23 protein-coding genes and 2 pseudogenes are annotated in these 26305 nt (G+C 73.8%); 13 read left to right on the top strand and 12 right to left on the bottom strand.

Annotated features, from left to right (window positions below; translation table 11 throughout):
• The first annotated feature begins 9 nt into the window (after positions 1–9).
• The 6 genes from DNK53_RS13615 (at position 10) to DNK53_RS13590 (ending at position 8668) form a co-directional block, all read left to right on the top strand.
• Entirely contained in the window at positions 10–1707 is a 1698-nt protein-coding gene (locus DNK53_RS13615; protein WP_110183160.1) for a glycerol-3-phosphate dehydrogenase/oxidase, read from the top strand.
• Positions 1708–1822: 115 nt separating this feature from the next.
• Positions 1823–3442, top strand: a complete 1620-nt coding sequence (locus DNK53_RS13610; RefSeq protein WP_110182858.1) for a succinic semialdehyde dehydrogenase — start codon at positions 1823–1825, stop codon at positions 3440–3442.
• Positions 3442–5247, top strand: a complete 1806-nt coding sequence (locus DNK53_RS13605; protein WP_239456529.1) for a GMC oxidoreductase — start codon at positions 3442–3444, stop codon at positions 5245–5247. Before DNK53_RS13610 ends, DNK53_RS13605 begins: the two co-directional genes overlap by 1 nt.
• A 191-nt stretch (positions 5248–5438) precedes the next feature.
• Positions 5439–7025 (top strand): glutamine-hydrolyzing GMP synthase, encoded by a 1587-nt coding sequence (guaA, locus tag DNK53_RS13600; RefSeq protein WP_110182857.1) that lies wholly within the window; start codon positions 5439–5441, stop codon positions 7023–7025.
• On the top strand, positions 7022–7564 hold the full coding sequence (locus DNK53_RS13595; RefSeq protein WP_110182856.1) for a hypothetical protein: 543 nt from the start codon (positions 7022–7024) through the stop codon (positions 7562–7564). Before guaA ends, DNK53_RS13595 begins: the two co-directional genes overlap by 4 nt.
• 78 nt (positions 7565–7642) lie before the next feature.
• Positions 7643–8668: a substrate-binding domain-containing protein gene (locus DNK53_RS13590; RefSeq protein WP_162599944.1), complete on the top strand. Its 1026-nt coding sequence runs from the start codon at positions 7643–7645 to the stop codon at positions 8666–8668.
• On the opposite strand, the gene DNK53_RS18140 is transcribed toward DNK53_RS13590, so the two are convergent.
• The 4 genes and pseudogenes from DNK53_RS18140 to DNK53_RS13580 all read right to left on the bottom strand — a co-directional run bounded on the left by DNK53_RS18140 (position 8602) and on the right by DNK53_RS13580 (position 12754).
• A complete protein-coding gene (locus DNK53_RS18140; RefSeq protein ID WP_476739104.1) occupies positions 8602–9132 on the bottom strand; it encodes an MMPL family transporter in 531 nt (176 codons plus the stop codon). The two genes, DNK53_RS13590 and DNK53_RS18140, sit on opposite strands and share 67 nt — an antisense overlap.
• Before the next feature lie 110 nt (positions 9133–9242).
• A pseudogene (locus DNK53_RS18400) lies at positions 9243–9407 on the bottom strand (hypothetical protein); the annotation flags it as partial.
• Between the two features lie 160 nt (positions 9408–9567).
• Positions 9568–10542, bottom strand: a pseudogene (locus tag DNK53_RS18135) (MMPL family transporter); the annotation flags it as partial.
• 367 nt (positions 10543–10909) lie between these two features.
• Positions 10910–12754: an AMP-dependent synthetase/ligase gene (locus DNK53_RS13580; RefSeq protein WP_110182854.1), complete on the bottom strand. Its 1845-nt coding sequence runs from the start codon at positions 12752–12754 to the stop codon at positions 10910–10912.
• A 118-nt stretch (positions 12755–12872) separates the two neighbouring features.
• On the opposite strand from DNK53_RS13580, the gene DNK53_RS13575 reads away from it, so the two are divergent.
• Positions 12873–13166, top strand: a complete 294-nt coding sequence (locus DNK53_RS13575; RefSeq protein WP_239456528.1) for a hypothetical protein — start codon at positions 12873–12875, stop codon at positions 13164–13166.
• A gap of 61 nt (positions 13167–13227) precedes the next feature.
• Here DNK53_RS13575 and DNK53_RS13570 read toward each other — a convergent pair whose 3' ends face one another.
• The 3 genes from DNK53_RS13570 to DNK53_RS13560 all read right to left on the bottom strand — a co-directional run bounded on the left by DNK53_RS13570 (position 13228) and on the right by DNK53_RS13560 (position 16020).
• A complete protein-coding gene (locus DNK53_RS13570; protein WP_110182853.1) occupies positions 13228–13614 on the bottom strand; it encodes a hypothetical protein in 387 nt (128 codons plus the stop codon).
• A gap of 217 nt (positions 13615–13831) precedes the next feature.
• Positions 13832–14980 (bottom strand): acyl-CoA dehydrogenase family protein, encoded by a 1149-nt coding sequence (locus DNK53_RS13565; RefSeq protein ID WP_110182852.1) that lies wholly within the window; start codon positions 14978–14980, stop codon positions 13832–13834.
• Complete coding sequence (locus DNK53_RS13560; RefSeq protein WP_110182851.1) at positions 14980–16020, bottom strand: LLM class F420-dependent oxidoreductase; 1041 nt, start codon at positions 16018–16020, stop codon at positions 14980–14982. Before DNK53_RS13560 ends, DNK53_RS13565 begins: the two co-directional genes overlap by 1 nt.
• Positions 16021–16217: 197 nt before the next feature.
• On the opposite strand from DNK53_RS13560, the gene DNK53_RS13555 reads away from it, so the two are divergent.
• From DNK53_RS13555 to DNK53_RS17845, 3 genes are all read left to right on the top strand, one after another.
• The gene (locus DNK53_RS13555) at positions 16218–16730 is read left to right on the top strand and encodes a Gmad2 immunoglobulin-like domain-containing protein (RefSeq protein WP_162599943.1); all 513 of its coding nucleotides are present in this window, start codon (positions 16218–16220) and stop codon (positions 16728–16730) included.
• Positions 16727–17167, top strand: coding sequence for an Imm63 family immunity protein (locus DNK53_RS13550; protein WP_162599942.1), 441 nt, complete (start codon positions 16727–16729; stop codon positions 17165–17167). Before DNK53_RS13555 ends, DNK53_RS13550 begins: the two co-directional genes overlap by 4 nt.
• 173 nt (positions 17168–17340) lie before the next feature.
• Complete coding sequence (locus DNK53_RS17845; RefSeq protein ID WP_204163920.1) at positions 17341–17502, top strand: hypothetical protein; 162 nt, start codon at positions 17341–17343, stop codon at positions 17500–17502.
• A gap of 25 nt (positions 17503–17527) precedes the next feature.
• Here the strand turns inward: DNK53_RS17845 and DNK53_RS13535 are convergent, their stop codons facing one another.
• Genes DNK53_RS13535 through DNK53_RS13525 form a run of 3 tightly spaced genes read right to left on the bottom strand, consistent with a single transcriptional unit; the run spans position 17528 to position 21559 of the window.
• Positions 17528–19285 carry an ABC transporter ATP-binding protein gene (locus DNK53_RS13535; RefSeq protein ID WP_110182848.1) on the bottom strand — a complete coding sequence of 586 codons (1758 nt, stop codon included), beginning with the start codon at positions 19283–19285 and terminating at the stop codon, positions 17528–17530.
• Entirely contained in the window at positions 19282–21012 is a 1731-nt protein-coding gene (locus DNK53_RS13530) for an ABC transporter ATP-binding protein (protein ID WP_204163919.1), read from the bottom strand. The genes DNK53_RS13535 and DNK53_RS13530 overlap by 4 nt, the downstream gene beginning before the upstream one ends.
• Before the next feature lie 37 nt (positions 21013–21049).
• Positions 21050–21559, bottom strand: coding sequence for a DUF6328 family protein (locus DNK53_RS13525; RefSeq protein ID WP_110183156.1), 510 nt, complete (start codon positions 21557–21559; stop codon positions 21050–21052).
• A 110-nt stretch (positions 21560–21669) separates the two neighbouring features.
• On the opposite strand from DNK53_RS13525, the gene DNK53_RS13520 reads away from it, so the two are divergent.
• Entirely contained in the window at positions 21670–22686 is a 1017-nt protein-coding gene (locus tag DNK53_RS13520) for a glycerophosphodiester phosphodiesterase family protein (RefSeq protein ID WP_110182847.1), read from the top strand.
• Positions 22687–22700: 14 nt separating this feature from the next.
• Here the strand turns inward: DNK53_RS13520 and DNK53_RS13515 are convergent, their stop codons facing one another.
• Positions 22701–22940, bottom strand: coding sequence for a hypothetical protein (locus tag DNK53_RS13515; protein WP_110182846.1), 240 nt, complete (start codon positions 22938–22940; stop codon positions 22701–22703).
• Entirely contained in the window at positions 22937–24202 is a 1266-nt protein-coding gene (locus tag DNK53_RS13510; protein WP_162599941.1) for a PspC domain-containing protein, read from the bottom strand. Before DNK53_RS13510 ends, DNK53_RS13515 begins: the two co-directional genes overlap by 4 nt.
• 123 nt (positions 24203–24325) lie before the next feature.
• Here DNK53_RS13510 and DNK53_RS13505 point away from each other — a divergent pair, with 123 nt between their 5' ends.
• Positions 24326–25603, top strand: a complete 1278-nt coding sequence (locus DNK53_RS13505) for an ATP-binding protein (RefSeq protein ID WP_110182844.1) — start codon at positions 24326–24328, stop codon at positions 25601–25603.
• Positions 25604–25620: 17 nt separating this feature from the next.
• Positions 25621–26286 (top strand): response regulator, encoded by a 666-nt coding sequence (locus DNK53_RS13500; RefSeq protein WP_110182843.1) that lies wholly within the window; start codon positions 25621–25623, stop codon positions 26284–26286.
• Positions 26287–26305: the final 19 nt, after the last annotated feature.

Below are 26305 nucleotides of genomic sequence, written 5' to 3'. Positions count from 1 at the left end.
CTCTCGGCGATGATCGAGGGAGAGCTCGACGTCCTGGTGGTCGGCGGCGGCATCGTGGGGGTGGGGGCTGCCCTCGACGCCGTGACCCGGGGCCTCAGCACCGGGCTCGTGGAGCAGCGCGACCTGGCCAGCGGCACCAGCAGCCGCAGCTCCAAGCTGGTCCACGGCGGCCTGCGCTACCTCGAGATGCTGGACTTCGCGCTGGTCAAGGAGGCGCTGGAGGAGCGCGGGCTGCTGCTCACCCGCCTGGCCCCGCACCTGGTCCGACCGGTCCCGTTCCTCTACCCCCTCGAGCACGCCTGGGAGCGCCCCTACGTCGGGGCCGGTGTCGCGCTCTACGACTCGATGGCGATGGCCGGGAAGTACGACATGGGGGTGCCGAAGCACAAGCACCTCTTCCGCAGGCAGCTCGCCCGGATGGCGCCGGACCTGCGCACCGACGACCTGCACGGGGCGATCCGCTACTACGACTGCCAGGTCGACGACGCCCGGCTCGTGATGACGGTCGCCCGCACCGCGGCCAACAACGGGGCCCACGTCGCGACCCGCACCAAGGTGACCGGCTTCCTCCGCGAGCCGGCCACCGGACCAGGACAGGGGCCGGGCCGGGTCGTCGGCGTCACCGCGCGGGACCTGGAGAACGGCGTCGACCTCGAGATCCGGGCGCGCCGGGTGATCAACGCCGCCGGCGTCTGGACCGACCAGATCCAGGAGATGATGGGCGGCGAGGGGTCGCTCGACGTCGACGCGTCCAAGGGGATCCACGTGGTGGTGCCCCGCGACCGGATCCGCTCGGAGTGCGGGTTCATCACCAAGACCGAGAAGTCGGTGCTCTTCGTGATCCCGTGGGGAGCCTTCTGGATCATCGGCACGACCGACACCCCGTGGGACCTCGACCTGGCCCACCCCGCAGCCAGCCGCACCGACATCACCTACTTGCTCGACCAGCTCAACGGGCTGCTCAAGGTGCCGCTCGACCTGCAGGACGTGGTCGGCGTCTACGCCGGGCTGCGGCCGCTGCTCAAGCCGATGCGGAAGGCGGGGGCGGAGGCCGAGACGACCAAGCTCTCGCGCGAGCACACCACGATCAGCCCCGTGCCCGGCCTCGTGCTGATCGCCGGCGGCAAGCTCACGACGTACCGGGTGATGGCTCGCGACGCCGTCGACGTCGCCTTCGACGGCGTCGAGGGCGTGATGCCCAGCATCACCGACCGGGTTCCCCTGATGGGCGCCTACGGCTACGAGACCCGGACCAACCAGCGGGTCGCGCTGGCGCGTGCCTCCGGCCTCGACGTCGGCCGCGTCGACCACCTGCTCGGTCGGTACGGCGGCCTGGTCGACGAGGTGCTCGCCCTGGTGGAGTCGCGACCCGAGCTCGGTGAGCCCCTGCGCCACGCCCCCGGCTACCTGGCCGCGGAGGTCGTCTACGCCGTCACCCACGAGGGCGCCCGACACCTCGACGACGTCCTCACCCGGCGTACCCGGATCTCGATCGAGACCTTCGACCGCGGCACGCGCGCCGCTCGGCAGGTGGCCGAGCTGATGGCCGGCGAGCTCGGCTGGGACGAGGCGACGGTCGCCAACGAGGTCGACCACTACCTGCGCCGGGTCGAGGCCGAGCGTCAGAGCCAGCTGAAGGCGACGGACCAGGAGGCCGACGAGGCACGGGTCCAGGCCCCCGAGATCGTCAGCGGGGGCTCCGCCTGAGCCGGTGGGTCCGTCCAACCCCGCCCGGGGCCCGGGTGGATCCACCACCCGATCCGCCTGCCGGAGCGTTACCGAGGGGTAGCCGCCGGAGACGTGGGTCACATACCCTCAGTACATGACTGCGAGCTCGCCCCGAGGCCCCCTGACCGACGGCCCGCGCGACCCCGAGCACGACCCGCGCGCCAGCTGGGCGCTGGAGCCCGACTACGTGGGACGCCTGACGGGCCGAGTCGTGGCCACGCCGGGGGCCCAGCCCACCCACGAGGTCCGCTCACCTCTCGACGAGGCGCCCCTGGCGCACGTGCCGCAGAGCACTCCCCAGGACGTGGAGCGGGCCCTGGCCCGGGCCCGCCGGGTCCAGGAGGCGTGGTCCCGGACGTCGGTGGCCGAGCGCTCCCGGATGATGCTGCGCTTCCACGACCTCGTCCTCGACCGGCAGGACGAGATCACCGAGCTGGTCTGCCTGGAGTCGGGCAAGGCCCGCAAGGACGCCTTCCTCGAGGTCGCCCACGTGGCGATGACGGCGCGGTACTACGCCCGCACCAGCGCCTCCCACCTGGCCACCCGTCGCGTCCCCGGGATGTTCCCCGGGCTCACCCGGGTCGACGTCAACCGGATCCCCAAGGGCGTGGTCGGGATCATCTCGCCCTGGAACTACCCCTTCACCCTGGCGCTCTGCGACGGCCTGCCGGCCCTGATGGCCGGCAACGCCGTGGTGGCGAAGCCCGACTCCCAGACCACGCTGACGGCGCTCCTGGGCGCCCAGCTGCTCGAGGAGGCCGGCTTCCCGGCCGACCTGTGGCAGGTCGTGGCGGGCCAGGGCGCGGAGGTCGGCACCCCGCTGATCGCGGGGATCGACTACCTCTGCTTCACCGGCTCCACCGCCACCGGCAAGGTGATCGCGCAGCAGTGCGCCGAGCGGCTGATCGGCTGCTCGCTGGAGCTGGGCGGCAAGAACCCCATGCTCGTGCTGCGCGACGCCCCGGTCGAGCGGGCCGCCGAGGGGGCGGTCCGCGGCGCCTTCTCCAACTCCGGCCAGCTCTGCATCTCGATGGAGCGGATGTACGTCGCCGACCAGGTCTACGACCGCTTCGTCGACCGCTTCGTGGCGCGCACCCAGGCCCTGGCGCTCGGCGCCAGCACCGACTGGGAGGTCGACATGGGCACCCTGATCAGCGCCCGCCAGCTCGAGGCCGTGACCGCCCACGTCGAGGACGCCGTCGCCAAGGGCGCGCGGGTGCTCACCGGCGGCAAGGCCCGGCCCGACCTCGGCCCCTACTACTACGAGCCGACGGTGCTCGAGGGCGTCACGCCCGACATGGCCTGCTTCGGCACCGAGACCTTCGGCCCGGTGGTCTCGCTCTACCGGTTCCACGACGAGGCCGACGCCGTCGCGCGGGCCAACCAGGGCAGCTACGGCCTCAACGCGTCGGTCTACACCTCCGACGGCACCCGCGGCCGCGAGCTGGCCCGCCAGCTGAAGGCCGGCACCGTCAACGTCAACGAGCCGTACGGCGCCGCGTTCGGCACGCTCGCGGCCCCGATGGGCGGGATGCGCGAGTCCGGGCTCGGCCGCCGGCAGGGCCAGGAGGGGATCCTGCGCTACACCGAGACCCAGTCGGTCGGCACCCAGCGGGGCCTGCCGATCCGGCCGCCCGCCGGGATGTCGGAGGAGGCCTACGCCAAGATGATGACGGTCAGCCTCCGCCTGCTCAACAAGCTGGGTCGCGCCTGATGGCCCGTCCCGGTGCCCGCACCCCGATGCACTACGACGTCCTGGTCATCGGGTCGGGCTTCGGCGGCTCGGTGAGCGCGCTGCGGCTCTCGGAGAAGGGCTACCGGGTCGGCGTGCTCGAGGCCGGGGCCCGGTTCACCGACGCCGACTTCGCCTCCACGTCGTTCGACCTCAAGCGCTACCTCTACATGCCGGCCGCCGGCCTCTACGGCATCCAGCGGATCGACGTGCTGCGCAACTGCCTGATCCTGGCCGGCGCGGGGGTGGGCGGCGGCTCCCTGGTCTACGCCAACACGCTCTACGAGCCGCTCGACGCCTTCTACCGCGACCCGTCGTGGTCGCACATCACCGACTGGAAGGCCGAGCTGGCGCCGTACTACGACCAGGCCAAGCGGATGCTCGGCGTGGTCGAGAACCCGCTGCGCACCCCGTCGGACGACGTGATGCAGCGGGTCGCCGAGGAGATGGGGGTGGGCGACACCTTCCACCCGACCCCGGTCGGGGTCTTCTTCGGCGGGCCCGGGCAGGAACCGGGGGAGGAGTCCGCCGATCCCTACTTCGGCGGGGCCGGTCCGGCGCGGAACGCCTGCCTCGGCTGCGGCGAGTGCATGACCGGGTGCCGGCACAACGCCAAGAACACGCTGGTGAAGAACTACCTGCACCTCGCCGAGCAGCTGGGCGCCGTCGTCCACCCGCTCACTACCGTCACCCGGGTCCGCCCGCGGCCGGGCGGGGGCTACACGGTCCAGGCGCGCTGGACCAAGGCGAAGCTCTCGCGGCGCAGCGCCGTCAAGGAGTTCACCTGCGACCAGGTGGTCTTCTCCGCCGCCGCGCTCGGCACCCAGAAGCTGCTGCACCAGCTCAAGGCCACCGGCGACCTCCCGCACGTCTCAGACCGGCTCGGCGTGCTGGCGCGGACCAACTCCGAGGCGATCCTCGGAGCGCTGGCGCCCGACCTCTCCACCGACTACAGCCGCGGCGTGGCGATCACCTCCTCGTTCCACCCCGACGATCACACCCACGTGGAGCCGGTGCGCTACGGCCGGGGCAGCAACGTGATGGCCCTCATGCAGACCGTGCTCGCCGACCCGGTGCCGGGGGAGTCGCGGGTCCGGACCTGGCTGCGGGAGATGTGGCGGGAGCGGGCCAACGCGCTCGACCTCTACGACCTCAAGCACTGGTCGGAGCGCTCGGTGATCGCGCTGGTCATGCAGACGCTCGACAACTCCATCACCACCATCCGGGTGCGGACGCCCCTCGGCTGGCGGATGTCGAGCAGGCAGGGCCACGGCGAGCCCAACCCGACCTACATCCCGCAGGCCTACGAGGCGGCCCGGCTGATGGCCAAGGCCATCGGCGGGACTCCCGGCGGCAACATCGGCGAGCCCTTCGAGCGCCCGCTGACCGCCCACTTCATCGGCGGCTGCACGATCGGCGACTCGCCCGAGACCGGCGTCATCGACCCCTACCAGCGGCTCTACGGCCACGAGGGCGTGCACGTCGTCGACGGGTCGGCGATCTCGGCGAACCTCGGGGTGAACCCGTCGCTGACCATCACGGCGCAGGCCGAGCGCGCCATGGCGCTGTGGCCCAACAAGGGCGAGGTCGACCCCCGGCCGGCCCTGGGTGAGGGGTACCGACCCGTGGAGCCCGTGCGGCCGCTCCGGCCGGCGGTGCCCGAGCACGCGCCCGCGGCGCTGCGGCTGCCCGTGGTCGCCGTCACGTCGGGAGGTCGGCCCCTCGCGGCGGGGCAGCGCGCGGGGCAGGGCGCGGCGCAGGGCAGCGAGAGGCTCGCGCAGAAATAGTCGAATCCCGGCGTAACTTTGCGCGGTGGTGCATCGTTGTCACCAGTGCAGGCCCGGCACTCCCTCCCATAGCTGCCGGGTCTTCGTCCAGGGCGTCCCGAGCGGCGTGGACGATCAGGGCTCGACCAACCTCCCTCCCCGGTCGGGCCCTGGTGCATTTCCGGGTGCGGGAGGCTCGCTAGAGTGCGACCATGACTGCGCCTGCTGCCGCTGAGCACGACCTGGTCCTGGTGGTCGACTTCGGGGCGCAGTACGCGCAGCTGATCGCCCGCCGCGTCCGCGAGGCCCGGGTCTACTCCGAGATCGTGCCGCACACCATGCCGGTCGCCGAGATGCTCGCCCGCAAGCCGGCCGCGATCATCCTCTCCGGCGGCCCGTCCAGCGTGTACGCCGAGGGCGCGCCCTCGCTGGACACCTCCCTCTTCGACGCCGGGGTCCCGACCTTCGGCATGTGCTACGGCTTCCAGCTGATGGCCCAGGGCCTCGGCGGCGAGGTCGCCCACACCGGCGCCCGGGAGTACGGCCGGACCCCGGTCCGGGTCGTCGAGCCGGGCACGCTGCTGGCCGAGCTCCCCGAGGAGCACAAGGTGTGGATGTCGCACGGCGACTCGGTGCAGTCGGCGCCCGAGGGCTTCACCGTGCTCGCCGCCACCGACGTCACCCCCGTCGCGGCCTTCGAGGACACCTCGCGCCGCCTCGCGGGCGTGCAGTGGCACCCCGAGGTGCTCCACTCCGAGCACGGCCAGCGGGTGCTCGAGCACTTCCTGCACGAGATCGCGGGCTGCCGGCCGACCTGGACGATGGTCAACATCGTGGAGGAGCAGATCGAGCGGATCCGCGAGCAGGTCGGTGACACCGGCCGCGCGATCTGCGGGTTGTCGGGCGGTGTCGACTCCGCCGTCGCCGCCGCGCTCGTGCAGCGCGCGATCGGGGACCGCCTCGACTGCGTCTTCGTCGACCACGGCCTGCTCCGCAAGGGCGAGGCCGAGCAGGTCGAGCGCGACTTCGTGGCCGCCACCGGCGTCAACCTGCACGTCGTCGACGCCGAGGAGCGGTTCATGTCGGCCCTCGCCGGGGTCACCGACCCCGAGGAGAAGCGCAAGGTCATCGGCCGCGAGTTCATCCGGGTCTTCGAGGCGGCCGAGGCCGACGTGCTGGCGAAGAACGCCGCCGAGGAGGGCGCCAAGGTCGCCTTCCTGGTCCAGGGCACGCTTTACCCCGACGTCGTGGAGTCCGGCGGCGGTGCCGGCACCTCCAACATCAAGTCCCACCACAACGTGGGCGGGCTCCCCGACGACCTCGAGTTCGAGCTCGTCGAGCCGCTGCGCACCCTCTTCAAGGACGAGGTCCGCCAGGTCGGGGAGCAGCTCGGCCTGCCGTCGGAGATCGTCTGGCGCCAGCCCTTCCCGGGCCCGGGCCTCGGGATCCGGATCATCGGCGAGGTGACCCGCGAGCGGCTCGACCTGCTCCGCGAGGCCGACGCCATCGCCCGCGAGGAGCTGACCCGGGCCGGCCTGGACCGCGACATCTGGCAGATGCCGGTGGTGCTGCTCGCCGACGTCCGCTCGGTCGGCGTCCAGGGCGACGGCCGCACCTACGGCCACCCGGTCGTGCTGCGCCCGGTCACCTCCGAGGACGCCATGACCGCCGACTGGGCCCGCCTGCCCTACGAGGTGATGGAGCGGATCTCCACCCGGATCACCAACGAGGTGGCCGAGGTCAACAGGGTCACCGTCGACATCACCTCGAAGCCCCCGGGCACGATCGAGTGGGAGTGAGGACCACGGTGCGGGGCCTGCGGGGGATCCGGCGCTGTCGTGCCGCCGCGGCGGCGGTCGTGCTGTCGGCCGGGCTGGTCGGGTGCAGCGGGTCGGGGGACGCGACGGAGGCGGGCGACGCGGGGACCGTCGAGGTCTCCTGCCAGCTCGAGGGGTCTGGACCAGGCACGGCGACGGTGGTGGCGACCGAGGACGACCTCACGGTGACGTGGGAGGGCCACGAGGTCCCGGCGTCCGACCAGTTCGACTTCGGCGTCCAGGTCGCCGACGACGAGGGGGTGGCGCAGGCGCAGCTCAACCTGGTCTTCCGCGACGGCGAGCAGGTGGGCCAGCTGGTCACCGTGTTCGAGGACTACGCCCAGGTGCAGCTGGACCTCGAGGCCGAGGTCGACGGCGACCGGGTCACGGCGGTCTTCCCCCGCGACGAGGGTCCGCTCGCCGGTCTCGAGATCGGGCGGTGGGGAGCGTTCGCCTCGAGCCGCGACCTCCAGGTCGGGGGGACCTGTCCCGAGGGCGACGGGTTCCTCCCGTTCGAGTGACACCGCCGGGTGCGCGGCGGCGCGGGCTGCGCTAGCGTCCCGGGCGACCCGTCCGCCCGCGCCGAGAGGAGCCCCGCCGTGCCCACGCCCAGGAGGCTGCTCGCGCTGGGGTTGTGCCTCGCCCTGTGCGCCGCGCTCTCGGCGTGCGTGAAGCCGGACCGCGCGGTGGTCGCCTTCCTGCTCGCCTCGACCCAGGCGGACCGCTGGGAGCTGGTGGACGAGCCCGTCTTCCGCGAGCACGTCGAGGAGACGTGCCGGGGCTGCGACTACCTCACCTTCAACGCCGAGCAGGACGCGGCCCGCCAGGAGGCGCAGCTGGAGGAGGCGCTCGAGGCCGGGGCCGACGTCGTGGTGCTCAACGCCGTGGACTCCGAGGCGGGCGAGCGGATGGTGCTGGCCACCGGGGACGTCCCGGTGGTCGCCTACGACCGGTACGTCGCCGGGGCGGACTGGTTCGTCTCCGTCGACCCGGGCGAGATCGGTCGGCAGATGGGCGAGTCGGTGGTCGACGCGGTCGGGCGTCGGGCCCGGGTCGTGGTGGTCGACGGCGCGCGGGGCGACGCCAACGCCGGGGCGATCCGCTCGGCGCTCGACGAGGTGCTGTCGGCGGCCGACGTGCGGGTGGTGGACGACCTCGCCCCCGACACGTGGGGCGAGCAGGAGGCGCGGGAGTTCGTGGAGGGCCTGGGCCGGCGCGGGCTCCGGGACGTGGACGCGGTCGTGGCCGCCAACGACACGCAGGCCGGGGGCGTGGCCGCGGCCTTCGCGTCGCTCGGCCTCGGGCGGGACGCGCCGTTCCTCACCGGCCAGGACGCGCAGCTCGACGCCGTCCACCGGATCGTGGCTGGCGAGCAGGGGATGACGGTCTACAAGCCCCTGCCCGACCTGGCCCGCCGGGCGGCCGAGGTCGCGGTGGACCTGATGTCGGGCGCCGAGGTCTCCGGTGCGGTCGACTACGAGGGAGTCCCCGCGTTCCTGCTCCAGCCGGTCCCGGTGACGGGCGCGACGCTCGCGCGCACCGTCGTCCATGACGGCGTCTACGGGCTCGACGAGGTCTGCCCCGCCGAGCTCACGGCGCCCTGCGAGGCGCTCGCGCTGCGCTGAGCCGGCGGCGTACGGCGTCCGTCCGCCGGGTCCTGCGGCTCCCGCGACCGGTCGAGCCGGCTGGGCCACCAGATGCGTGCGCCGAGGTCGAGGTTGATCGCCGTGACCAGCACCGAGCGCACGACCATCGTGTCGAGGACGACCCCGAGCGCCACCGCGAAGCCGAGCTCAGCGAGGAAGACGACCGGGATCGTGCCGAGGACCAGGAACGTCGCCGCCAGCACGAGGCCGGCCGAGGTGATGACGCCGCCGGTCGAGGTGAGCGCGACCAGGGAGCCCGTGCGGGTGTCGGAGGCGAGCGTCTCCTCGCGGACCCGGGTCATCAGGAAGATGTTGTAGTCGATGCCGAGCGCGACCAGGAAGACGAAGGCGAAGAGCGGGAACGAGGGGTCGGAGCCGGCGAAGCCGAAGACCTGCTCGAAGACCACGGCCGAGATCCCCATGGCCGCCCCGAAGGAGAGCACCACCGTCGCGACCAGGACCAGCGGCGAGAGCAGCGCCCGGAGCAGCAGCCGAGGATCACGAAGACCACCGCCAGGATGGTCGGGATGATCACGCGGTTGTCCCGGGCCGACGCCTCCTTGGTGTCGAGGTAGAACGCCGAGCCCCCGCCGACCAGGGCGTCGGCCCCCGGCACGGCGTGCGTCGCCGCCCGCACGTCCTCCACGACGGCGAACGCCTCGGGGGAGGAGACGTCGTGGGTGACGACCGCCTCGACGAACGCGACGCCGTCGCGCACCACGGGCTCCGCGGGCTCCTCGAGCCCGCTGGCCGGTGATCGAGCTGAACTCCTCGGTGTAGGAGTCCTCGGTGGACAGGCCGGAGGTGTCGAGCCGGAAGAGCCCGAGGCAGGCCACGCCCAGCAGCAGGGTCGTGACGGCCCAGACCCGGCGCGGCCGCGGCTGGATCGCCCGGCCGACCCGCGCCCAGATCCCGGTCCTCGTCGGCTCGGGCGAGCCGAAAGTGGGGACCTTCGGCCAGAAGACCCAGCGCCCGCAGACCACCAGCAGGGCGGGGAGCAGCGTGACCTGGACCAGGAAGGTGACGGCGATGCCGATCGCGGCCACGGGTCCCAGCCCGGCGGTCGAGTTCATCTCGGCCACCACGAGGCAGATCTCGAGGGTGACCGTCCCGGCGCTGGCGAGGATCGCGGGGGCGGCCCGGTGCAGCGCGAACGCCATCGCCTCGTGCCGGTCGGCGTGCCGGCGCAGCTCCTCCCGGTAGCGCGCGACGAGGAGCAGGGCGTAGTCGGTCCCCGCGCCGATCACGAGGATGGTGAGGATCGCGTAGCTCTGCCCGTTGACGGTGAGGTCGGCGTAGCGCGCCAGGAAGTAGATGAGGGCCTGCGCGCCGAAGAGCGCCACCCCGGCGCAGACGATCGGCAGCACCCACAGGACGGGGCTGCGGTAGGTGAGCAGCAGGATCACGACGACCACCGAGAGGGTGGCCAGGAGCAGGGTGGTGTCGATGCCGCCGAACGCCTCGGCCGAGTCCGCGGCCTGGCCGCCGGGTCCGGCGACGTGGACGTCCACCCCGTCGATCGCCGCGATCTCGCGCAGGTCGTTGGCGACGTCGGGCATGAGGTTCCACCCCTCGGGGCCGACGTTGACGGTGAGGACCGTCTGCATCGCCGCGCCGTCCTCCGAGGGGATCGGGCCGACCACCTCGCCCTCGACCGCGGCCAGCCGGGCGATCTCCTCGACCTGCGCCGTCGCCGCGGCCACGTCCGCCCCGGTGAGGCCCTCGGCCCGCTCGTAGACCAGCACCGTCGGGATGGCGTCGGGATCCTGGAAGGCGGTGAGCTCCTCGAGCGCGCGGGTCGACTCCGCGCTCTCCGGGAGCCACGAGCTGGCCTGGTTGTCCTGCTCGTCCACCAGCTTGGCGGCGAAGGCCGAGGAGCCGACGGTGAGCCCCAGCTAGAGGGCGACCACGAGCCACTTCGTCACGGGGCCGGTGAGCCGGCCGGCGAGCTGTCGGTGCATCCCGCCAGTGGAGCACCGTGTTGACGAGAGCGCATCAGGGTTTACCCCGAGCCCCGAACGCCCACGCTCGGCCGCCCGGACGATTTACCTCCACGGCGACGGGAGCGCCGCTCCTGCGCGGGGCGGGGGCTGCCCCGGGGTCCTGCTCCACGCTGCTCCTCCTGTTCCTGGGTCGTCCGTGCGGTGCGCGCCCCCGAGACGCACAAGCACCGGACCAGAGTAGATCGCTCGGATTACTCTGGTCCGGTGCTGGGGTGGGTCAGGCGTAGAGGCGGTCGACCAGGTCGGAGTACTTGCGGTTCACCACGCGCCGCTTGAGCTTGAGCGTCGGGGTGAGCTCCTCGGACTCCGCGGTCCACTCGGTGCCCAGGAGCTCGAACGCCTTGACCTGCTCGGGGCGCGAGAGCCGCTCGTTGGCCTTGTCGACGGCCTGCTGGGCCATCGCCCGGATCTCCGGCCTCGACGCGAGGTCGGCGAGGTCGGTGAACTCCAGGCCCATCTGCTGGGCCACCACGGGGGCGACCTCGCCGTCCAGGGTCAGCACCGCCACGACGTAGGGCCGACCGTCGCCGATGGCCATCGCGTGGCCGATGATCGGGGACTCCTTGAGGTAGTTCTCGATGTTGGAGGGCGCGATGTTCTTGCCCTGCGAGGTGATGATCAGCTCCTTCTTGCGGTCCACGATCGAGACGAAGCCGTCCTCGTCGATGGTCCCGATGTCGCCCGTGTGCAGCCAGCCGTCCTCGTCGATCAGCGCACGGGTCGCGTCGTCCTGCTTGTGGTAGCCCGGCGTGTTGACCGGTCCGCGCACCAGCACCTCGCCGTCGTCGCCGAGCGTCACCTCCATGCCGGGGGTGGCGCGACCCACCGTGCCCATCCGGAAGCCGCCCGGCCCGTTGGCGGTGACCGCGCCGCAGGTCTCGGTCATCCCGTAGACGTCGTACACCTTGAGCCCCAGGCCTGCCATGAAGCGGGTCGTCTCCACCGGCATGGGGGCCGACGCCGAGCCGGCCCAGCGGACCTGGTCGAGGCCCAGCAGCAGCTTGAGGAAGCCCAGGATCGCCTCGTCGGCCTTGCGGTAGGCCTCCTCGATCTCGGGGGTCATCGTGCCGCCGACCTCCTGGGCCTCCACCCAGGCCAGTCCGGCGGCCATCGACTCCTGGACCATCTTGACGTTGTCGGGGTTCGGGTCGGCCGCGAGCTTGGCCGAGATGCCGGTCTGGATCTTCTCCCAGACCCGCGGGACGCCGAAGAAGGCCGTCGGGTGCACCTCGCCCAGCGTCGCCAGCAGCAGCGAGGGGTCGGCGATGCAGTACTGGTGGCTGCCCTGCATCTGCGGGCCGTAGACGCCGAGGATCCGCTCGGCGATGTGGGCCAGCGGCAGGTAGCTGATCTGCTTCTGGCGCTCCTCGAGCAGCCCCGCGGCCTCCAGCGTGCTCACCGCCTCGAACTGCACGTTGTGGTGGGTGAGGACGACGCCCTTGGGGTTGCCGGTGGTGCCGGAGGTGTAGAGGATCGTGGCCGGGCTCTCGGGGGTGAGGGCCTGGTGGCGCTCCTCGAGCTCGCCGGGGTTCTCGGCGCGGCGGGCGCGGCCGGCCGCGACCAGCTCGTCCCAGGTCGAGAAGCGGTCGCCACCGGGGGAGGGGGCGTCGATCAGCACGACCCGGATGTCGGCGTCGGCGTCGAGGGCGGACTTCCACCGGCCGAGGTGGTCGTCGGTCTCGAGGATCGCGACCTTGGTGCCCGAGTGCTGGGCGACGAAGGAGACCTGCTCGGGGGAGAGGGTCTGGTAGATCGACATCGGGACGGCCGCGGCGTGGACCGCGCCCATGTCGGCGACGGCGTGCTCGATCCGGTTGCTCGCCATCACGGCGACCGGGTCGCCCGGCTGGACGCCCATCGCGGCAAGTCCCTCGGCGACGTCGAGGGCGAGCTCGCGGGTCTCCCGCCAGGTCAGCGTGCGCCAGCCCTCCTCGACGCGGTTGCGGTCCGAGTACGCCGGCTCGTCGCCGAAGCGCTCGACCGTGTCGGCCAGTGAGTCGATGAGGGTGCGGCCCGCTACCTGCTTCTCGATGCGGTCGCGCTCGGCCAGGACGTCGGTCATGTTGCTCCTCCGGGGGATCGGGTGTGACGTGAGTCTCACCTGCCCCGGGTATGTCCGCAAGCGCTTCGGCGTACCCGACAAGGGTTTGTGGGCGCTCCGCGCAAGGTACGGGGCTGCCATGAGCGAGCAGACCCCGTCAGACGACGCCCGGCACGACTCCGAGCAGGCCGGCTCGGCCCGGCCCGACGTGGACCCGCACGACGTGGACCCGCACGACGTGGACCAGCGCGACGTGGACCAGCGCGCCGAGCTCCTGCCCGAGGAGCAGGCGGTGGGCAGCGAGGACCCCGAGGCCCAGGCCCGGGTGATCCTCGAGGAGTCCGCCGAGCGGACCGACGACCCCTCCGGGACGCGCGCGGAGTCGACCCAGACCCTCGGCGAGGACGCCCCCGGGACCGAACCGCGGCCCTGACCCCCCGCCGTCCCCTCGCCGCCCCCGCCGCCCCCCAGCGCGTTGCTCGGGGTGGGACGGGCTACTCGCCCTGGTAGCCGATCCAGACCTCCTCGTCGGAGTCCAAGGTCGCGGTGATCTCGATGGGCCCGTCCAGGAAGCCGAGGTCCCACTTCGCCTTGCCCTCGCAGACGAGGATCACCGCTCGGTCGTCGCCCTCGTCCGGGACCTCCACCTCGTCGCGGTGGTCGGTGGTCATCTCGAGGTCCTCGACCTCGCGCAGCTCGGCCTTCCAGGAACCCTCGGTGGACTCCTTCTCCTCTGCCGACATGGCGAGCGCCTCCTGCTCGAGGTCCTCGCAGGTCAGACCGGAGCCCGGTGGGCCTGCCAGGGCGTCGAGCGCGAAGCCGCACGACGAGAGCGCGGCCGCCGCGGTCGCGGTGAGGACGGCGTCCCGGGCGAACGGCACGAATCGGGACGGGCGGCGTGGCGTACGCCGACTCGGAAGGCGAGTCGAACAGCTGGACGGACGGCTGGGCAGGCGAGTGGACACGGTTCCCCCCGGACGGGCGCGCCCCCTGCGCGCCGGCTCGGACGAGGCTAGGGGTCCGCACTCGCGCCCTCCGGCGCGTCTCGCCCCCGGCGCCCGCCGCCCGAGTCCGTCCCGCGTCGGGCGGGCGGCGGACTCAGATGCCGAGGCTCCGGCCGATGATCTCCTTCTGGATCTCGGTCGTGCCGCCGTAGATCGTGGAGATCCGGCTGTCCAGGTACGCCCGGGCGATCGGGTACTCCATCATGTAGCCGTAGCCGCCGTGGAGCTGCACGCCCTGGTTGACCAGCTTGTTCTGCAGCTCGGTCGCCCACCACTTGATCATCGCGGCGTCGACGGTGGTGAGCTCCTTGGCCAGGTGCTTGCGCAGGCAGTCGTCGAGGAAGGCCCGCGCCACCCGTGCCTCGGTGGCCATCTCGGCCAGCAGGAACCGGTTGTGCTGGAACTTCCCGATCGGCCGGCCGAAGGCCTCCCGCTCCTTGGCGTAGTCGAGGCAGAGGCCCACGACGTACTCCGCCGCCGCCACCGCCTGGGCGCCGATGATCAGACGCTCCTGGGGGAGGTTCATCATCAGGTAGACGAAGCCCTGGCCGGCCTCGCCGAGCAGGTTCTCCTTGGGCACCCGGACGTCGGTGAAGGAGAGCTCGGCGGTGTCCTGCGCGTGCAGCCCGATCTTCTCCAGGTTGCGGCCGCGCTCGAAGCCCTCCATCCCGCGCTCGACGACGAGCAGGCTGATCCCCTGGTGGCCGGCGTCGGGGTCGGTGCGGGCGACGACGATCACCAGGTCGGCGTTGATGCCGTTGGAGATGAAGGTCTTGGAGCCGTTGAGCACGTAGTGGTCGCCCGCGTCGACCGCGGTGCTGCGGATCCCCTGGAGGTCGGAGCCGGCGCCCGGCTCGGTCATCGCGATGGCGGTGATGATCTCGCCGGAGACGCACCCGGGCAGCCAGCGCTGCTTCTGCTCCTCGGTCCCGAGGGCGACGAGGTAGGGGACGATGATGTCGGTGTGCACCGAGAAGCCGGGGCCGCTCGCGCCGACCCTGGTGGCCTCCTCGGAGACGATCACGTTGAACCGGAAGTCGTCGATCCCGGGGCCGCCGTACTCCTCGGGCACGTCGAAGCAGAGCAGCCCGGCGTCGCCGGCCTTGCGCCACAGCTCGCGCGGCACGATCCCGGCAGCGTCCCACTCGGCGTGGTGGGGGACGACCTCCTTCTCCATGAAGGCCCGGGCGGTCTGCCGGAAGTCCTCGTGCTCGGCCTCGAAGACCGTGCTGGTCGTGGCCATCAGGAGATCATTTCCTTCACCTGCGCCATGGTGGCGGTGGGGTCGTCGCTGACAGGGGTGATGTTGAGGTGGGTGACGCCGGCCTCCTCGAAGGCCGCGATCCGCTCCTTGACGTACGACGCGGGGCCCACGAGGTTGGCCGCCTCGAGCCAGTCGGTGGGGATCAGCGCCTCCGCCTCCTTCTTCTTGCCCGAGAGGTAGAGGTCCTGGATCTCCTCGGCCTCCTTCTCGTAGCCGTAGGACTTGGCGACGTCGTTGTAGAAGTTCTTCCCCTTGGCGCCCATGCCGCCGACGTAGAGGGCGAAGAGGGGGCGGGCGAAGTCGAGGAGCGCCTTGGTGTCGGGGCCCTCGCCGATCGCGACCATGCCGCCGGCGGTGATCTGCAGCGGGTCGAGGCCCGGCAGCCGCTTGGCCTTGCCGGCCTCGAGCGCGTCGCCCCAGACCAGGTGGGCCTTCTCGGGGTGGAAGAGGTGGGGGATCCAGCCGTCGGCGATCTCGGCGGTCTGCTCGACGCTCTTGGCGCCGAGGGCGGCGATCCAGATCGGGATGGTGTCGCGCTGCGGGTGGGTGAGGATCTTCAGCGGCTTGCCCAGCCCCGTGACGGCGCCGTGCTCCTTGTCGAGGGGGAGGTGGAAGATGCCGTCGTGGGTGAGCGGCTCGCGCTTGAGGCCCCGGCGCACGAGGTCGATGATCTCGCCGGTGCGACCCAGCGGCTTGCTGTAGGGGACGCCGTGGAAGCCCTCGATGACCTGCGGGCCCGAGGCGCCGAGGCCGAGGATGGCGCGCCCGCCCGAGACGTTGTCGAGGCCGGCCGCGGTCTGCAGCAGGGCCCCCGGGGTGCGCGAGTAGATGTTGAGGATGGCCGAGCCGATCTGCACCGTCTCGGTCTTGGCGGCGAGGTACCCCATGAGGGTGGGGGAGTCGAAGCCGTAGGCCTCGGCCACCCACACGACGTCGAGGCCGGCCTTCTCCCAGCCGGCCACCGTGTCGGCCGTGGCACGGGGGTTGCCGTCGTACATCAGCTGGGTCGCGAGCTTCATCGCCGTTCCTTCTCTGTCGTGGTCCCGGCGGCGGCCCGGGGTGGGCGCGTGCGGGCCGATGGGGTAGTCCGTGGTGATTGTGACAGGAACACTGTCACAGTACGACGGGCCGGTGAAGCCCTATGCTCGGACGAGTCGCGCGGCTCGGGGCCGCCGGGGTGGTGCACACGGGGTCGTGCACCGGTGAGGGGAGCACGATGGCGCTGGTGACGGACGTGCGGGTGCGGCAGCCGAAGGCCGACGACCTGGTGGCGGACGGCTTCGTGGTGGCCGGGATCGGCCACGGCTTCGAGGGGACGATCGGCATCCGCGTGCTGGGCGGCAACGGCCGGGTGCTCGGCACCGGCTCGGCCCAGTCCAGCGGCGGGATGGCGGGGGTCGGCGACTTCGCCACCACCGTCCGGCTCGACCAGGTGCCACGGCCCGGGACGCGGGTGACCGTGCAGGTCTTCGGGGACAACCCGGGCCTGCCGGGGGAGGGCCCCGACCCCGGGTTCGACCTGCGCGAGGTCGAGGTGATCGTCTTCGGCTCGATGGCCGGCTTCCTGCTCCACCGCGTCGAGCGCGGCGACACGCTCACCTCGATCCTGCGCACGCACCGGGCGCTCACGAGGGCGACGGTCAAGCAGGTCGTCGCGGCCAACCCGAGGATCACCGACCCCGACAAGATCAAGGTGGGCTGGCGGCTGCGGATCCCGGTCCTCGGGTGAGCGACGGCGCGGACGGCTCGCGGGCGACCTTCACGCGCGAGCAGGTGGAGCGCGCGGTCGCCGAGGTGGCGGCGCGCCTGCCGGGCGTGCGCCCCACCGACCTGCCCGACTTCGTGAACCGGGACGCCGGGTACCCGTTCCTCCGGATCGAGGGCGAGAAGCTGCTGCTGCTCGCGCACGAGCGGGGGCGGGAGTGCTTCCGCCAGGAGGCCACCGAGCTCGACGAGCTCCTGTACCTCTGCTTCGAGAAGGTCACCAAGCAGGTCGCCCAGCGCGAGGAGCTGGCGCGGCGCCGGCTCTGGTCGCGGCGGGACTCCCGGCGCAGGTGGTTCCCCCGCTGGGTCGAGCTGATGGCGGGCCTGGACCCCGCGTGGGGCGCGCGCACCCGGGCCCACGTCGACCAGGTCCTCGCCGGATACCCCTACCGGGGCCGCTGACCTGGTCACCACCCCCTTGACACCACCCTTGCCCTGGAGTGCGCTCCCGGCATGCCGGTCCGCGACGTGCGACGGTACGCCGCCCTCGTGCGGTCCGGCTCCGGCAACGAGGCGGAGCGCCTCGAGCTGCTGCGCCGGCACCGGCTCGCGGTGCTGGCCCCGGGACCGCCCTCGTGCCGATCCCCGGGACGAAGCGGGTCCGCTACCTCGAGGAGAACGTCGCCGCCCTGGAGGTGACGCTGGGCGACGCCGAGCTCGCCGCCCTGGCGGAGGCCGTCCCGGTCGACGCGGTCGTCGGCGACCGCTACGGGGACATGGGCACGATCGACGCCTGAGCCGACGCCGGTCGCCCCGGACGCCTCAGTCGCGCCCGTGCCAGGAGTCCCAGAGCGCGGCGTAGGAGCCGCCCGCCGCGACCAGCTCGTCGTGGGAGCCCAGCTCGGTGATCCGCCCCTCCTCCACCACGGCCACCCGGTCGGCGTCGTGGGCGCTGAAGAGGCGGTGGGCGATGGCCACCACCGTGCGGCCCTCGAGCACCGCGGCGAGCGACCGCTCGAGGTGGCGGGCCGCCCGGGGGTCGATGAGCGAGGTGGCCTCGTCCAGCACCAGCGTGTGCGGGTCGGCCAGGACCAGCCGCGCCAGCGCGAGCTGCTGCGCCTGCGGCGGGGTGAGCGCCACGCCGCCCGAGCCGACCTCGGTGTCCAGCCCGGCGGGGAGCGCGAGCGCCCACTCCAGCGCGTCGACGGCGTCCAGGGCGGCCAGGACGTCGGCATCGGTGGCCACCCGGCCGGTCGGCACCGCCAGCGCGAGGTTCTCGCGCAGGGTGCCGACGAAGACGTGGTGCTCCTGGGTCACCAGCGCGACGTGGCCGCGCAGGTCGTCGAGGGGCAGCGCGGTCAGCGGGACCCCGCCCACCGTCACCGAGCCGGAGTCCGGCGGGTGGATCCCGGCCAGCAGCCGGCCGAGCGTCGACTTGCCCGCCCCCGAGGGCCCCACCATCGCGATCCGCTCCCCGACCCCGACGTCGAGCGAGACGTCGTGCAGCACCGGCCGGTCCGGCACGTAGGAGAACCGCACGGTGTCGGCCTCGAGCCGCTCGTCGGCCGGCCGGGCGTCGCCCGCCACCCGGTCCTCCGGCACCTGGGCGACGCCGAGCAGCCGGGCCAGGGAGGCGGCCCCCATCTGCAGCTCGTCGAGGATCGCCACCATCCGGTCGACCGGGTCGATGAGCATCTGCACGTAGAGCGTCGCCGCCGTGACCTCTCCGAGCCCGACCCGCCCCTCGGCGTACAGCCACCCGCCGAGCAGCAGCGTGGCGACCGTCGGCAGCAGGTAGGAGATCTCCATGCTGGGGAAGAACCGGGTCCGCAGCGAGAGCGTGTAGCGCTCCGCCTCGAAGGAGTCGCGGCAGTCGTCGTCGATCCGGCGCACCCGCTCGTCGGCGAGGCCGAGCGCCTCGACGGTGCGGGCGCCCTCGACGGTCTCGGTGAGCGTGGCGTTGATCCGGGAGTACGTCGCCGACTCGCGCAGGTAGCCGTCCTTGGCGCGGGCGAGGTACCAGCGCAGCCCGACGACGAGCGGCGGCAGGGCCAGCAGGCAGGGGAGCGCCACCCACCAGCCGACGCTGATCGCCGCGCCGAGCGTGAGCGTCGCGGTGATCACCGCGGTGGTCCACTCGGGCAGCGCCCACCGGACCGACCAGCCCAGCTGCTCCACGTCGCGGCTGGTGCGGGTCAGCAGGTCGCCCGACCCGGCGGCCTCGACGGTGCCGATCGGCAGGGCGAGCGCGTGGTCGACGAAGTCCTCGCGGAGCTCGGCGAGGACCTCCTCGCCCAGCACCTGCCCGACCAGCCGGGCGTAGCGCGTGAGCACGGTCTGCAGCAGGAGGAAGCCGGCCAGCAGCAGCACGACGCGGTCCACGTGGCCCGCCGTCGTGCCGCCCTCCACCGCCTCGACCAGCTCGCCCAGCAGGCGCGGGGCGGCGAGGGCAGCGACCGCGGCCAGCGCGTGCAGCACGAGGACGCCGACCAGCAGCCGGGGGTGCCGGCGCGCGACGGCGACGGCGTACCGGCCCACCGCACGGCCGCGGGCCACCGGGAGGGTCGTGGGCGCGCTCATCCGACGGCCTCCGCGACCTCGCGGGTCACGACGGCCCGGTACGCCGGGCACGTCTCGAGCAGCTCCGCGTGCGTGCCGCTGGCGCAGACCTCGCCCCCGTCGAGCAGGACCACCTCGTCGGCGGCGTCGAGCAGCAGCGGGCTGGTGGTCACGACCACCGTGCTCCGGTCGGGACGCGCGACCCGGTGCCGGCGGAAGCGGGCGGCGATCCGGGCCTCGGTGTGCGCGTCGATGGCCGACGTGGGCTCCACCAGGACCAGCACCTCGGGGTCGGCGGCCAGCACCCGCGCCAGGACGAGGCGCTGCCGCTGCCCGCCCGAGAAGCTGCGGCCGCGCTCGGCGACCTCGGTGTCGAGGCCCTCGGGCAGCGCCTCGAGGACGTCCTCGGCGCTGGCGGTGGCCAGCGCCTCCCGGACGGCCTGCTCGCCCCGGCCGGAGAGGTCGAGCCCGTCGCCCAGCCGGCCGGAGAAGAGGGCGGAGCCCGTGTCGGAGACGACGACGCGACGCCGTACCTCGGCGCGGCGCAGCGCCGTCAGCGGGACGCCGCCCAGCGTGACCTCGTCGTCCAGCTCGGCCGCGGCCATCCCCAGCCGGTCGGCGAGCAGGGCGGACTCGTCGGGGCGGTCGCAGGCCACGGCGACGAGCCGGCCCGGCCGGACCCGCAGCCCCGAGCGGGCGTCGCGCAGCTCGGCCCCCGGCGGCGGCGACGGGGCCGGGGCCGCCGGGTCGGTGTGGTCGGGGCGCAGGGCCAGGACGGTGCAGACGCGGCGGGCCGAGACCCGCGCGCGGATGAACTTGTTGGCGAACTCGGTGACGGTGCGCAGCGGGATCACCAGGAAGGCGGCGTACCCGTAGAACGCGACCAGCTCGCCGGCCGTGAGGCTCCCCGCGGCCGCCGCCCGGGCGCCCAGCCAGACGACGAGCACCACGAAGAAGCCGGGCAGGAAGACCTGCAGGGCGTCGAGCACCGACTGCACCCGGGCCACCCGGACCCCGGCCTGCCGGGTGGTCTGGGACTGCCGTCGGTAGCGGTCGAGGAAGACCTGCTCGCCGCCGATCCCGCGCAGCACCCGCAGGCCGCTGACGATGTCGGTCGCCGAGTTGGCGAGGTCGCCCATCAGCTGCCGCTGGTGGGCGCTGCGCCGGTTGAGGGGACGCAGCAGCGGGCCGATCAGCAGCATCATCAGCGGGACGCCGACGAGGACCACGAGGCCGAGCGGGACCGAGGTCGAGAGCAGGATGACCGAGACCAGGAAGAAGGAGACGACCGCGCCGCTGAACCGGGCGCTCACGTCCATCACCTGGCCCAGGTGGGAGAGGTCGCTGGTGCCGATGGCGACCACCTCGCCGGTCGAGACCTTGCGGGGCAGGGTGCCGCCGAGGTGGACGGCCTGCCGCCCCACGAGCTGCACGGTCCGGTAGGCGGCGACGAGCCAGTTGGTCACCGCGAACCGGTGCCGCATGATCCCGCTACCGGCCTGCACCAGCCCGAGGCCGAGCATCACCGCGGCCCACAGCAGCAGCTGGTCGCCGTCGCGGGCGGCCACGCCGCGGTCGATCGCCCGGCCGAGCACGGCGGGCATCACGGCCTGCGCGCCCATCCAGACGATGCCGAAGGCCATCCCGCCCGCGAGCGTCCGCGCCTGCCCCCTCGCCATCCACCAGAGGAACCGACCGGGGGAGGAGTGGTCCGGGGTCCCGGGGTCGGTCAGGGGGAGGTTGCGCACTGGGGCAACTTTACGACTCGGCCGCCCCGCCGACGAATCATTTCCTGTCGGGCGCGCCCTCTGCCGGAGAGGTCGCGTCCCGCGCGAGCCGGGAGGGGACGAGCACCATCAGCACGAGCACCAGCGCCACGATCCCGGCGCCGGCGACCACCGCGGGCGTGCGACCCACCGCGATGTCGATGATGAGCACCACCATCCCGACGACGAGGGCCGACAGCAGCCCCAGGACCACGGAGACCACGCGGTGCGCGGCCAGGACGAGCCGCTCCTTGACGTGCTCCCCGGAGAGCCGCCGGTGGGTGGCGACGGGGGTGAGGACGAGCACCGTGATGAGGCCGGCCAGCAGCACCAGGCAGAGGTAGACGCCCCGCTGCCACCGGTCGAGGTCGCCGAAGGCCGGGGTGAAGGGCAGGGTGAGCAGGAAGCCGGCGGTGAGCTGGGCGCCGGTCTGCATCACCCTCAGCTCCTGGAGGAGCTCGCCCCACTGTCGGTCGACTCGCTCGCCCGGCGTCTCGTCGCGGTACTCGTGCCCCGGCTCGTGCTGCATGGACAGACGGTAGGCCAGGCGGGGCCGCGCCACCCACGGTTCACCTGACCGTCACCGCGCCGACGCGGCGCGACCCCCGCGGCGTCGTCGTCGCCCAGCAGCCTCGGAGCATGCGCAGCCTCGTGGTGACCCCGGCGGTGGTGGCCCACCGCGGCGCCAGCGGACACCGGCCCGAGCACACCCTCTCCGCCTACCGCGCGGCGATCCGGGCGGGGGTCGACGACATCGAGCTCGACCTGGTGCTCACCCGCGACGGCGCCCTGGTCGCCCGTCACGAGAACGAGCTCTCCCTCACCACCGACGTGGCCGACCACCCCGGGCTCGCGCACCTGCGGACCACCCGGGTGGTCGACGGCCGGCGCCTCTCCGGCTGGTTCGCCGAGGACCTCACGCTGGCCCAGGTCAAGCGGCTGGCCGCCCGGGAGCGGTCTCCGCACCTGCGCCCCGGGAGCGCCGTCCACGACGGCTGCGACGGCGTCCCGGCCCTGACCGAGGTGCTCGCCATGGTGCAGGCCGAGTCGGTGCGCCGGGGCAGCACGGTCGGCGTGATGCTCGAGCTCAAGCACGCCGCGCACCTCGCCGCGCGTGGCCTCCCGGTCGTCGAGCCGCTCCTGGCCGACCTCGCCCGGCACGGGCTGGACCACCCCCGCTCCCGGGTGACCCTGATGTCGTTCGAGACCGGGGTCCTGCGCGAGCTCGCGGCGCGCAGCCGCGCGCAGGTCGTCCAGCTGGTCGACCGCGGGGCCGGAGGACCGCCCGACCACGCCGTCGCCGGCGACCCGCGGACGTGGCGGGACCTGCTCACCCCCGAGGGGCTCGCCGAGGTCGGGGAGTACGCCGACGGCCTGGGCGTGGCGAAGGAGCTCGTGCTGCCGCCGGGTCCGGGCGGACGGCTCGGGTCGCCGTCCGGCCTCGTCGCGGCCGCCCACCGGGAGCTGCTCACCGTCCACGTGTGGACGCTGCGGGCCGAGAACCACCACCTGCCCGCCGACCTGGCGGGCCCCGGGGGGCCCGCCGCCCACGGCGACCTCGGACGCGAGGCGCAGGCGTTCCTCGACGCCGGGGTCGACGGGCTGATCACCGACCACCCCGAGCTCGTCCTGCCCCTGGTGCGGGCGACCGTCTGACGGGTCGCCCCGCCTCACTCCTCGCGGGACCGACGGCCCCGGAAGGTGAGGGCCAGCAGGCCGCCCAGGCCGGCCAGCACCCACGGCACCGGCAGCAGCCACCGCAGGTCGTCGACGTGGACCAGGTCGCTGGTGACCGCCGCCCAGACGGCGACGAAGCCGAGGAAGGCGATGCCCATCACGAGGTGGGTGACCTCGAGAGGGTGACGTCCGGAGCGGAGCCCGGAGTCGTGGGTGTGCTCGTGCTGGTTCATCGGTCGTCTCCTCCGGGGGTGGTCACGAGGACCTCGCCGACCCCGAGCTCGAGGTCGAGGTCGAGGACGGGCAGGTCGCCGTCGTCGCGGACGGACGCCTCGGCGCCGGTCGCGACGCCGCCGCGGTCGACGGAGTCGAAGAGGGTGACCCGCCCGGGGCCCCCGACGTCCGCCCGGACGACGGCCCCGAGCTCCTCGGGGAGGAGGACCTCGATCCGGCCGACCCCGCCCGAGACGTGGACCCGCCGGCCGTCGAGCGCGTCGAGGTCGGCCACCTCGCGCAGGTCGAGCACCAGCTCCCCGGCCCCCATCTCGTAGTCGGCCTGCACCTGCGCCGCGGTGTCGGGCACCACGGCGAGGTGCTCGCCGCGGAACTCCTCGGTCGCGAGGCTCCCCGCCATCACCGCGGAGGCCAGCAGGCCGAGGGCGACCAGGCCCCCGGCGCGACCCCAGAAGGCCCCGACGACCAGCAGCACGGCGACGATCCCGAGGGCGAGTGCGGGGTAGGCGCTGTCCGTGACGGGCGCTCCCGCCAGGTCCACCGTCCCGAGCACGCCGAGGGCCAGCACCACCAGTGCGCAGGTGAACCAGAAGAGGCGGGGGCCGCGCCTGCGCGGGTCCCGGGGGCGGGTGAGCGGCGGGCGGGGCGGCAGCGGGGTGCGGACGTAGGTCGCGGCGTACGAGCCGGGGGGCGCGACCGGAGCGGCCTCCGCGCGGCCGGCGGGGTCGACGGGGTCGACGGACGTGGAGCCGGCGTACGTCGGGGGCGCGGGCGGGACCGGGGCGTTGCCGGCGCCGTCGCGGAAGAAGAAGAACCAGACCGCCAGGGCGAGCAGCGCGAGCGGCCACGGGAACCAGTAGAGGTTCCAGGAGTCGCCCAGCAGCAGGAGGGCGGCCAGCACGCCCGCCCCGACCACCGCGAGCCCACGGCTGCGCTCGTCGAGGTGGAGCGGCGCCCGGTCGGCGCCGTCCTCGGGCAGCAGCAGCCACAGCGCGCCGTACAGCACGAGCCCGGCGCCGCCGAAGAAGGCCAGGACCACGAAGGCGATCCGGAGCACCAGGGGGTCGACGTCGAGGTGGCGGGCGAGGCCGGCGGCGACGCCGGCCACCTGGCGGTCGTGCGGCCGGCGCAGGCGCCCCACGTCGCGCAGCTCGTCGCGCCCCACCCGGGGGCCGGGCGACGGGGCGGCGCCGGGGGTGCCGGGGCCGCCGGGGGAGCCGGGGCCGCCGGGGGCACCGGGGAGGTCGGTCGTGTCGTTCATGCCTCCAGCCTGCTGCCCTGCGAGCGCCCGCGCCATCGGGGGAGACCCCGGTCCTGTCCCGGGGTCGCACCGGGGTCCGACCCCGTGGCCCCGGGGGTCGCCACCTGCGACGATTGGCGGGTCATGAGCACCGACCTGCACCCGCCCGTCCTCGACGGCTGGACCCCCCGCCGCGCCACCCGGGACTCCGAGAACCTCGTCCTGGGGGGCGTCGCCGCGGGCCTGGCACGCCACCTCGGCCTGCCCGTGCTCTGGGTCCGGGCGGCCTTCGTGGTCGCCACGGCGGTCGGCGGTCTGGGCGTCGTCCTGTACGCCGCCTGGTGGCTCTTCCTGCCCTCCGACGCGCGCTTCGAGGTCGCCGCCCCCGGGCTCGAGGGGGCGACCCGCACAGGGAAGCGCCCCGGACCCGTCCGCCGCATCTCCGACGTCGGCCCCGCGATCGCGCTCGGTGCGCTGGGGTTCGGCCTGCTGCTGGTGCTCCAGGCGTTCGTCGGCGCGGGTGGCTTCCTGTGGCCGCTGGTCCTGGCCGGGGTCGGGGTGGCGCTGCTGTGGCGGCAGGCCGACGAGGCGCAGCGGGAGCGGTGGCGCGACACGACGGGCCGGCTGGGCCCGGTGCGCGCGGGCTTCGGCACCGGCACCTGGGCGTCCTGGCTGCGGGTCGTGGCGGGGGCGTTGCTGGTCGCCACCGCCATCACCCTCTTCGCCGTGCGCGACGAGGGACTGGCCGTCGCCCGCGACGTCGGCGTGGCCGCCCTGCTGGGGGTGCTCGGGCTCGGTGTCGTGCTCGGCCCGTGGGTGCTGCGCCTCGCCGCCGACCTGGGCGCCGAGCGCGCCGAGCGGATCCGCAGCCAGGAGCGGGCCGACGTGGCCGCACACCTGCACGACTCGGTGCTGCAGACCCTGGCCCTCATCCAGCGCAACGCCGACGACGGTCCGACCGTGGCCCGGCTGGCGCGGGCGCAGGAGCGCGACCTGCGGGCCTGGCTGTACGCGGGGGAGGAGCAGGGCGGCGGGACCGTGGCCGCGGCGCTGCGCGAGGCGGCTGCCCGGGTCGAGGACGAGCACGGGGTCACCGTCGACGTGGTGAGCGTGGGGGACGCCGAGCTCGCCCCGCGGTTGCGCCCCCTCGTCCTCGCGGCACGGGAGGCGGTGCTGAACGCGGCCCGGCACGCCGGCACCGGCCGCGTCGACGTCTACGCCGAGGCGGGGCCGACGGCGGTCGAGGTCTTCGTCCGGGACCGCGGCGCCGGCTTCGACCTCGCGACCGTCCCCGACGACAGGATGGGGGTGCGGGGGAGCATCATGGACCGGATGGAGCGGCACGGCGGCACGGCCGAGGTGCGCACCGCTCCGGGCTCGGGGACAGAGGTGCGGCTGCGGATGCCGCTGGACGAGGCGTGAGGAGAGACGGGGATGACGTGCAGGTGACCAGGGTGCTGGTGGTCGACGACCACGCGATGTTCCGGGCCGGGGTGCGCGCGGAGCTGGCGACCGCCGGCGCCGGGGTCGTGGAGGTGGTGGCCGAGGCCGGGGACGTCGACGAGGCGGTCCGCGCCGTCGCCGAGCACCGGCCCGACGTGGTGCTCCTCGACGTCCACCTGCCCGGGGGCGGCGGTGTCGAGGTGATGCGCCGGGTGGCCGCGCGGCCGACCGGTGGCGCGGAACCGCCGCGCTTCCTCGCGCTCAGCGTCAGCGACGCCGCCGAGGACGTGATCGGGACGATCCGCGGCGGCGCCCGCGGGTACGTGACGAAGACGATCACCGGGGCCGAGCTGGTCGACGCCGTCCGCCGCGTCGCCGACGGGGACGCCGTCTTCTCGCCGCGGCTGGCCGGCTTCGTGCTCGACGCCTTCGCGGGGACCATCGAGGTCTCCGCGGTCGACGAGGACCTCGACCGGCTGACCGAGCGGGAGCGCGAGGTGATGCGCCTCATCGCCCGCGGCTACGCCTACAAGGAGGTCGCCCGCGAGCTCTTCATCTCGATCAAGACCGTGGAGACCCACATGTCGTCGGTGCTCCGCAAGCTCCAGCTCTCCTCCCGCCACGAGCTGGCCCGGTGGGCCTCGGAGCGTCGCCTGCTCTGACCCGTCGCCGCGAGGGTGA

The sequence above is a fragment of the Nocardioides solisilvae genome, from assembly GCF_003194625.1.
Classification (GTDB): Bacteria; Actinomycetota; Actinomycetes; order Propionibacteriales; family Nocardioidaceae; genus Nocardioides; species Nocardioides solisilvae.
Note: the sequence above shows the minus strand (reverse complement) of the source record. Positions and strands in the feature narration are given on the sequence as shown.

Excerpts from the sequence above, each read along its gene's own strand:
- DNK53_RS13615 (WP_110183160.1), top strand. The coding sequence starts at position 10 with ATGATCGAGGGAGAGCTCGACGTCCTGGTGGTCGGCGGCGGCATCGTG.
- DNK53_RS13610 (WP_110182858.1), top strand. The coding sequence starts at position 1,823 with ATGACTGCGAGCTCGCCCCGAGGCCCCCTGACCGACGGCCCGCGCGAC.
- DNK53_RS13605 (WP_239456529.1), top strand. The coding sequence starts at position 3,442 with ATGGCCCGTCCCGGTGCCCGCACCCCGATGCACTACGACGTCCTGGTC.
- guaA (WP_110182857.1), top strand. The coding sequence starts at position 5,439 with ATGACTGCGCCTGCTGCCGCTGAGCACGACCTGGTCCTGGTGGTCGAC.
- DNK53_RS13580 (WP_110182854.1), bottom strand. The coding sequence starts at position 12,754 with ATGACCGACGTCCTGGCCGAGCGCGACCGCATCGAGAAGCAGGTAGCG.
- DNK53_RS13575 (WP_239456528.1), top strand. The coding sequence starts at position 12,873 with ATGAGCGAGCAGACCCCGTCAGACGACGCCCGGCACGACTCCGAGCAG.
- DNK53_RS13565 (WP_110182852.1), bottom strand. The coding sequence starts at position 14,980 with ATGGCCACGACCAGCACGGTCTTCGAGGCCGAGCACGAGGACTTCCGG.
- DNK53_RS13560 (WP_110182851.1), bottom strand. The coding sequence starts at position 16,020 with ATGAAGCTCGCGACCCAGCTGATGTACGACGGCAACCCCCGTGCCACG.
- DNK53_RS13555 (WP_162599943.1), top strand. The coding sequence starts at position 16,218 with ATGGCGCTGGTGACGGACGTGCGGGTGCGGCAGCCGAAGGCCGACGAC.
- DNK53_RS13535 (WP_110182848.1), bottom strand. The coding sequence starts at position 19,285 with ATGAGCGCGCCCACGACCCTCCCGGTGGCCCGCGGCCGTGCGGTGGGC.
- DNK53_RS13525 (WP_110183156.1), bottom strand. The coding sequence starts at position 21,559 with ATGCAGCACGAGCCGGGGCACGAGTACCGCGACGAGACGCCGGGCGAG.
- DNK53_RS13520 (WP_110182847.1), top strand. The coding sequence starts at position 21,670 with ATGCGCAGCCTCGTGGTGACCCCGGCGGTGGTGGCCCACCGCGGCGCC.
- DNK53_RS13515 (WP_110182846.1), bottom strand. The coding sequence starts at position 22,940 with ATGAACCAGCACGAGCACACCCACGACTCCGGGCTCCGCTCCGGACGT.
- DNK53_RS13510 (WP_162599941.1), bottom strand. The coding sequence starts at position 24,202 with ATGAACGACACGACCGACCTCCCCGGTGCCCCCGGCGGCCCCGGCTCC.
- DNK53_RS13505 (WP_110182844.1), top strand. The coding sequence starts at position 24,326 with ATGAGCACCGACCTGCACCCGCCCGTCCTCGACGGCTGGACCCCCCGC.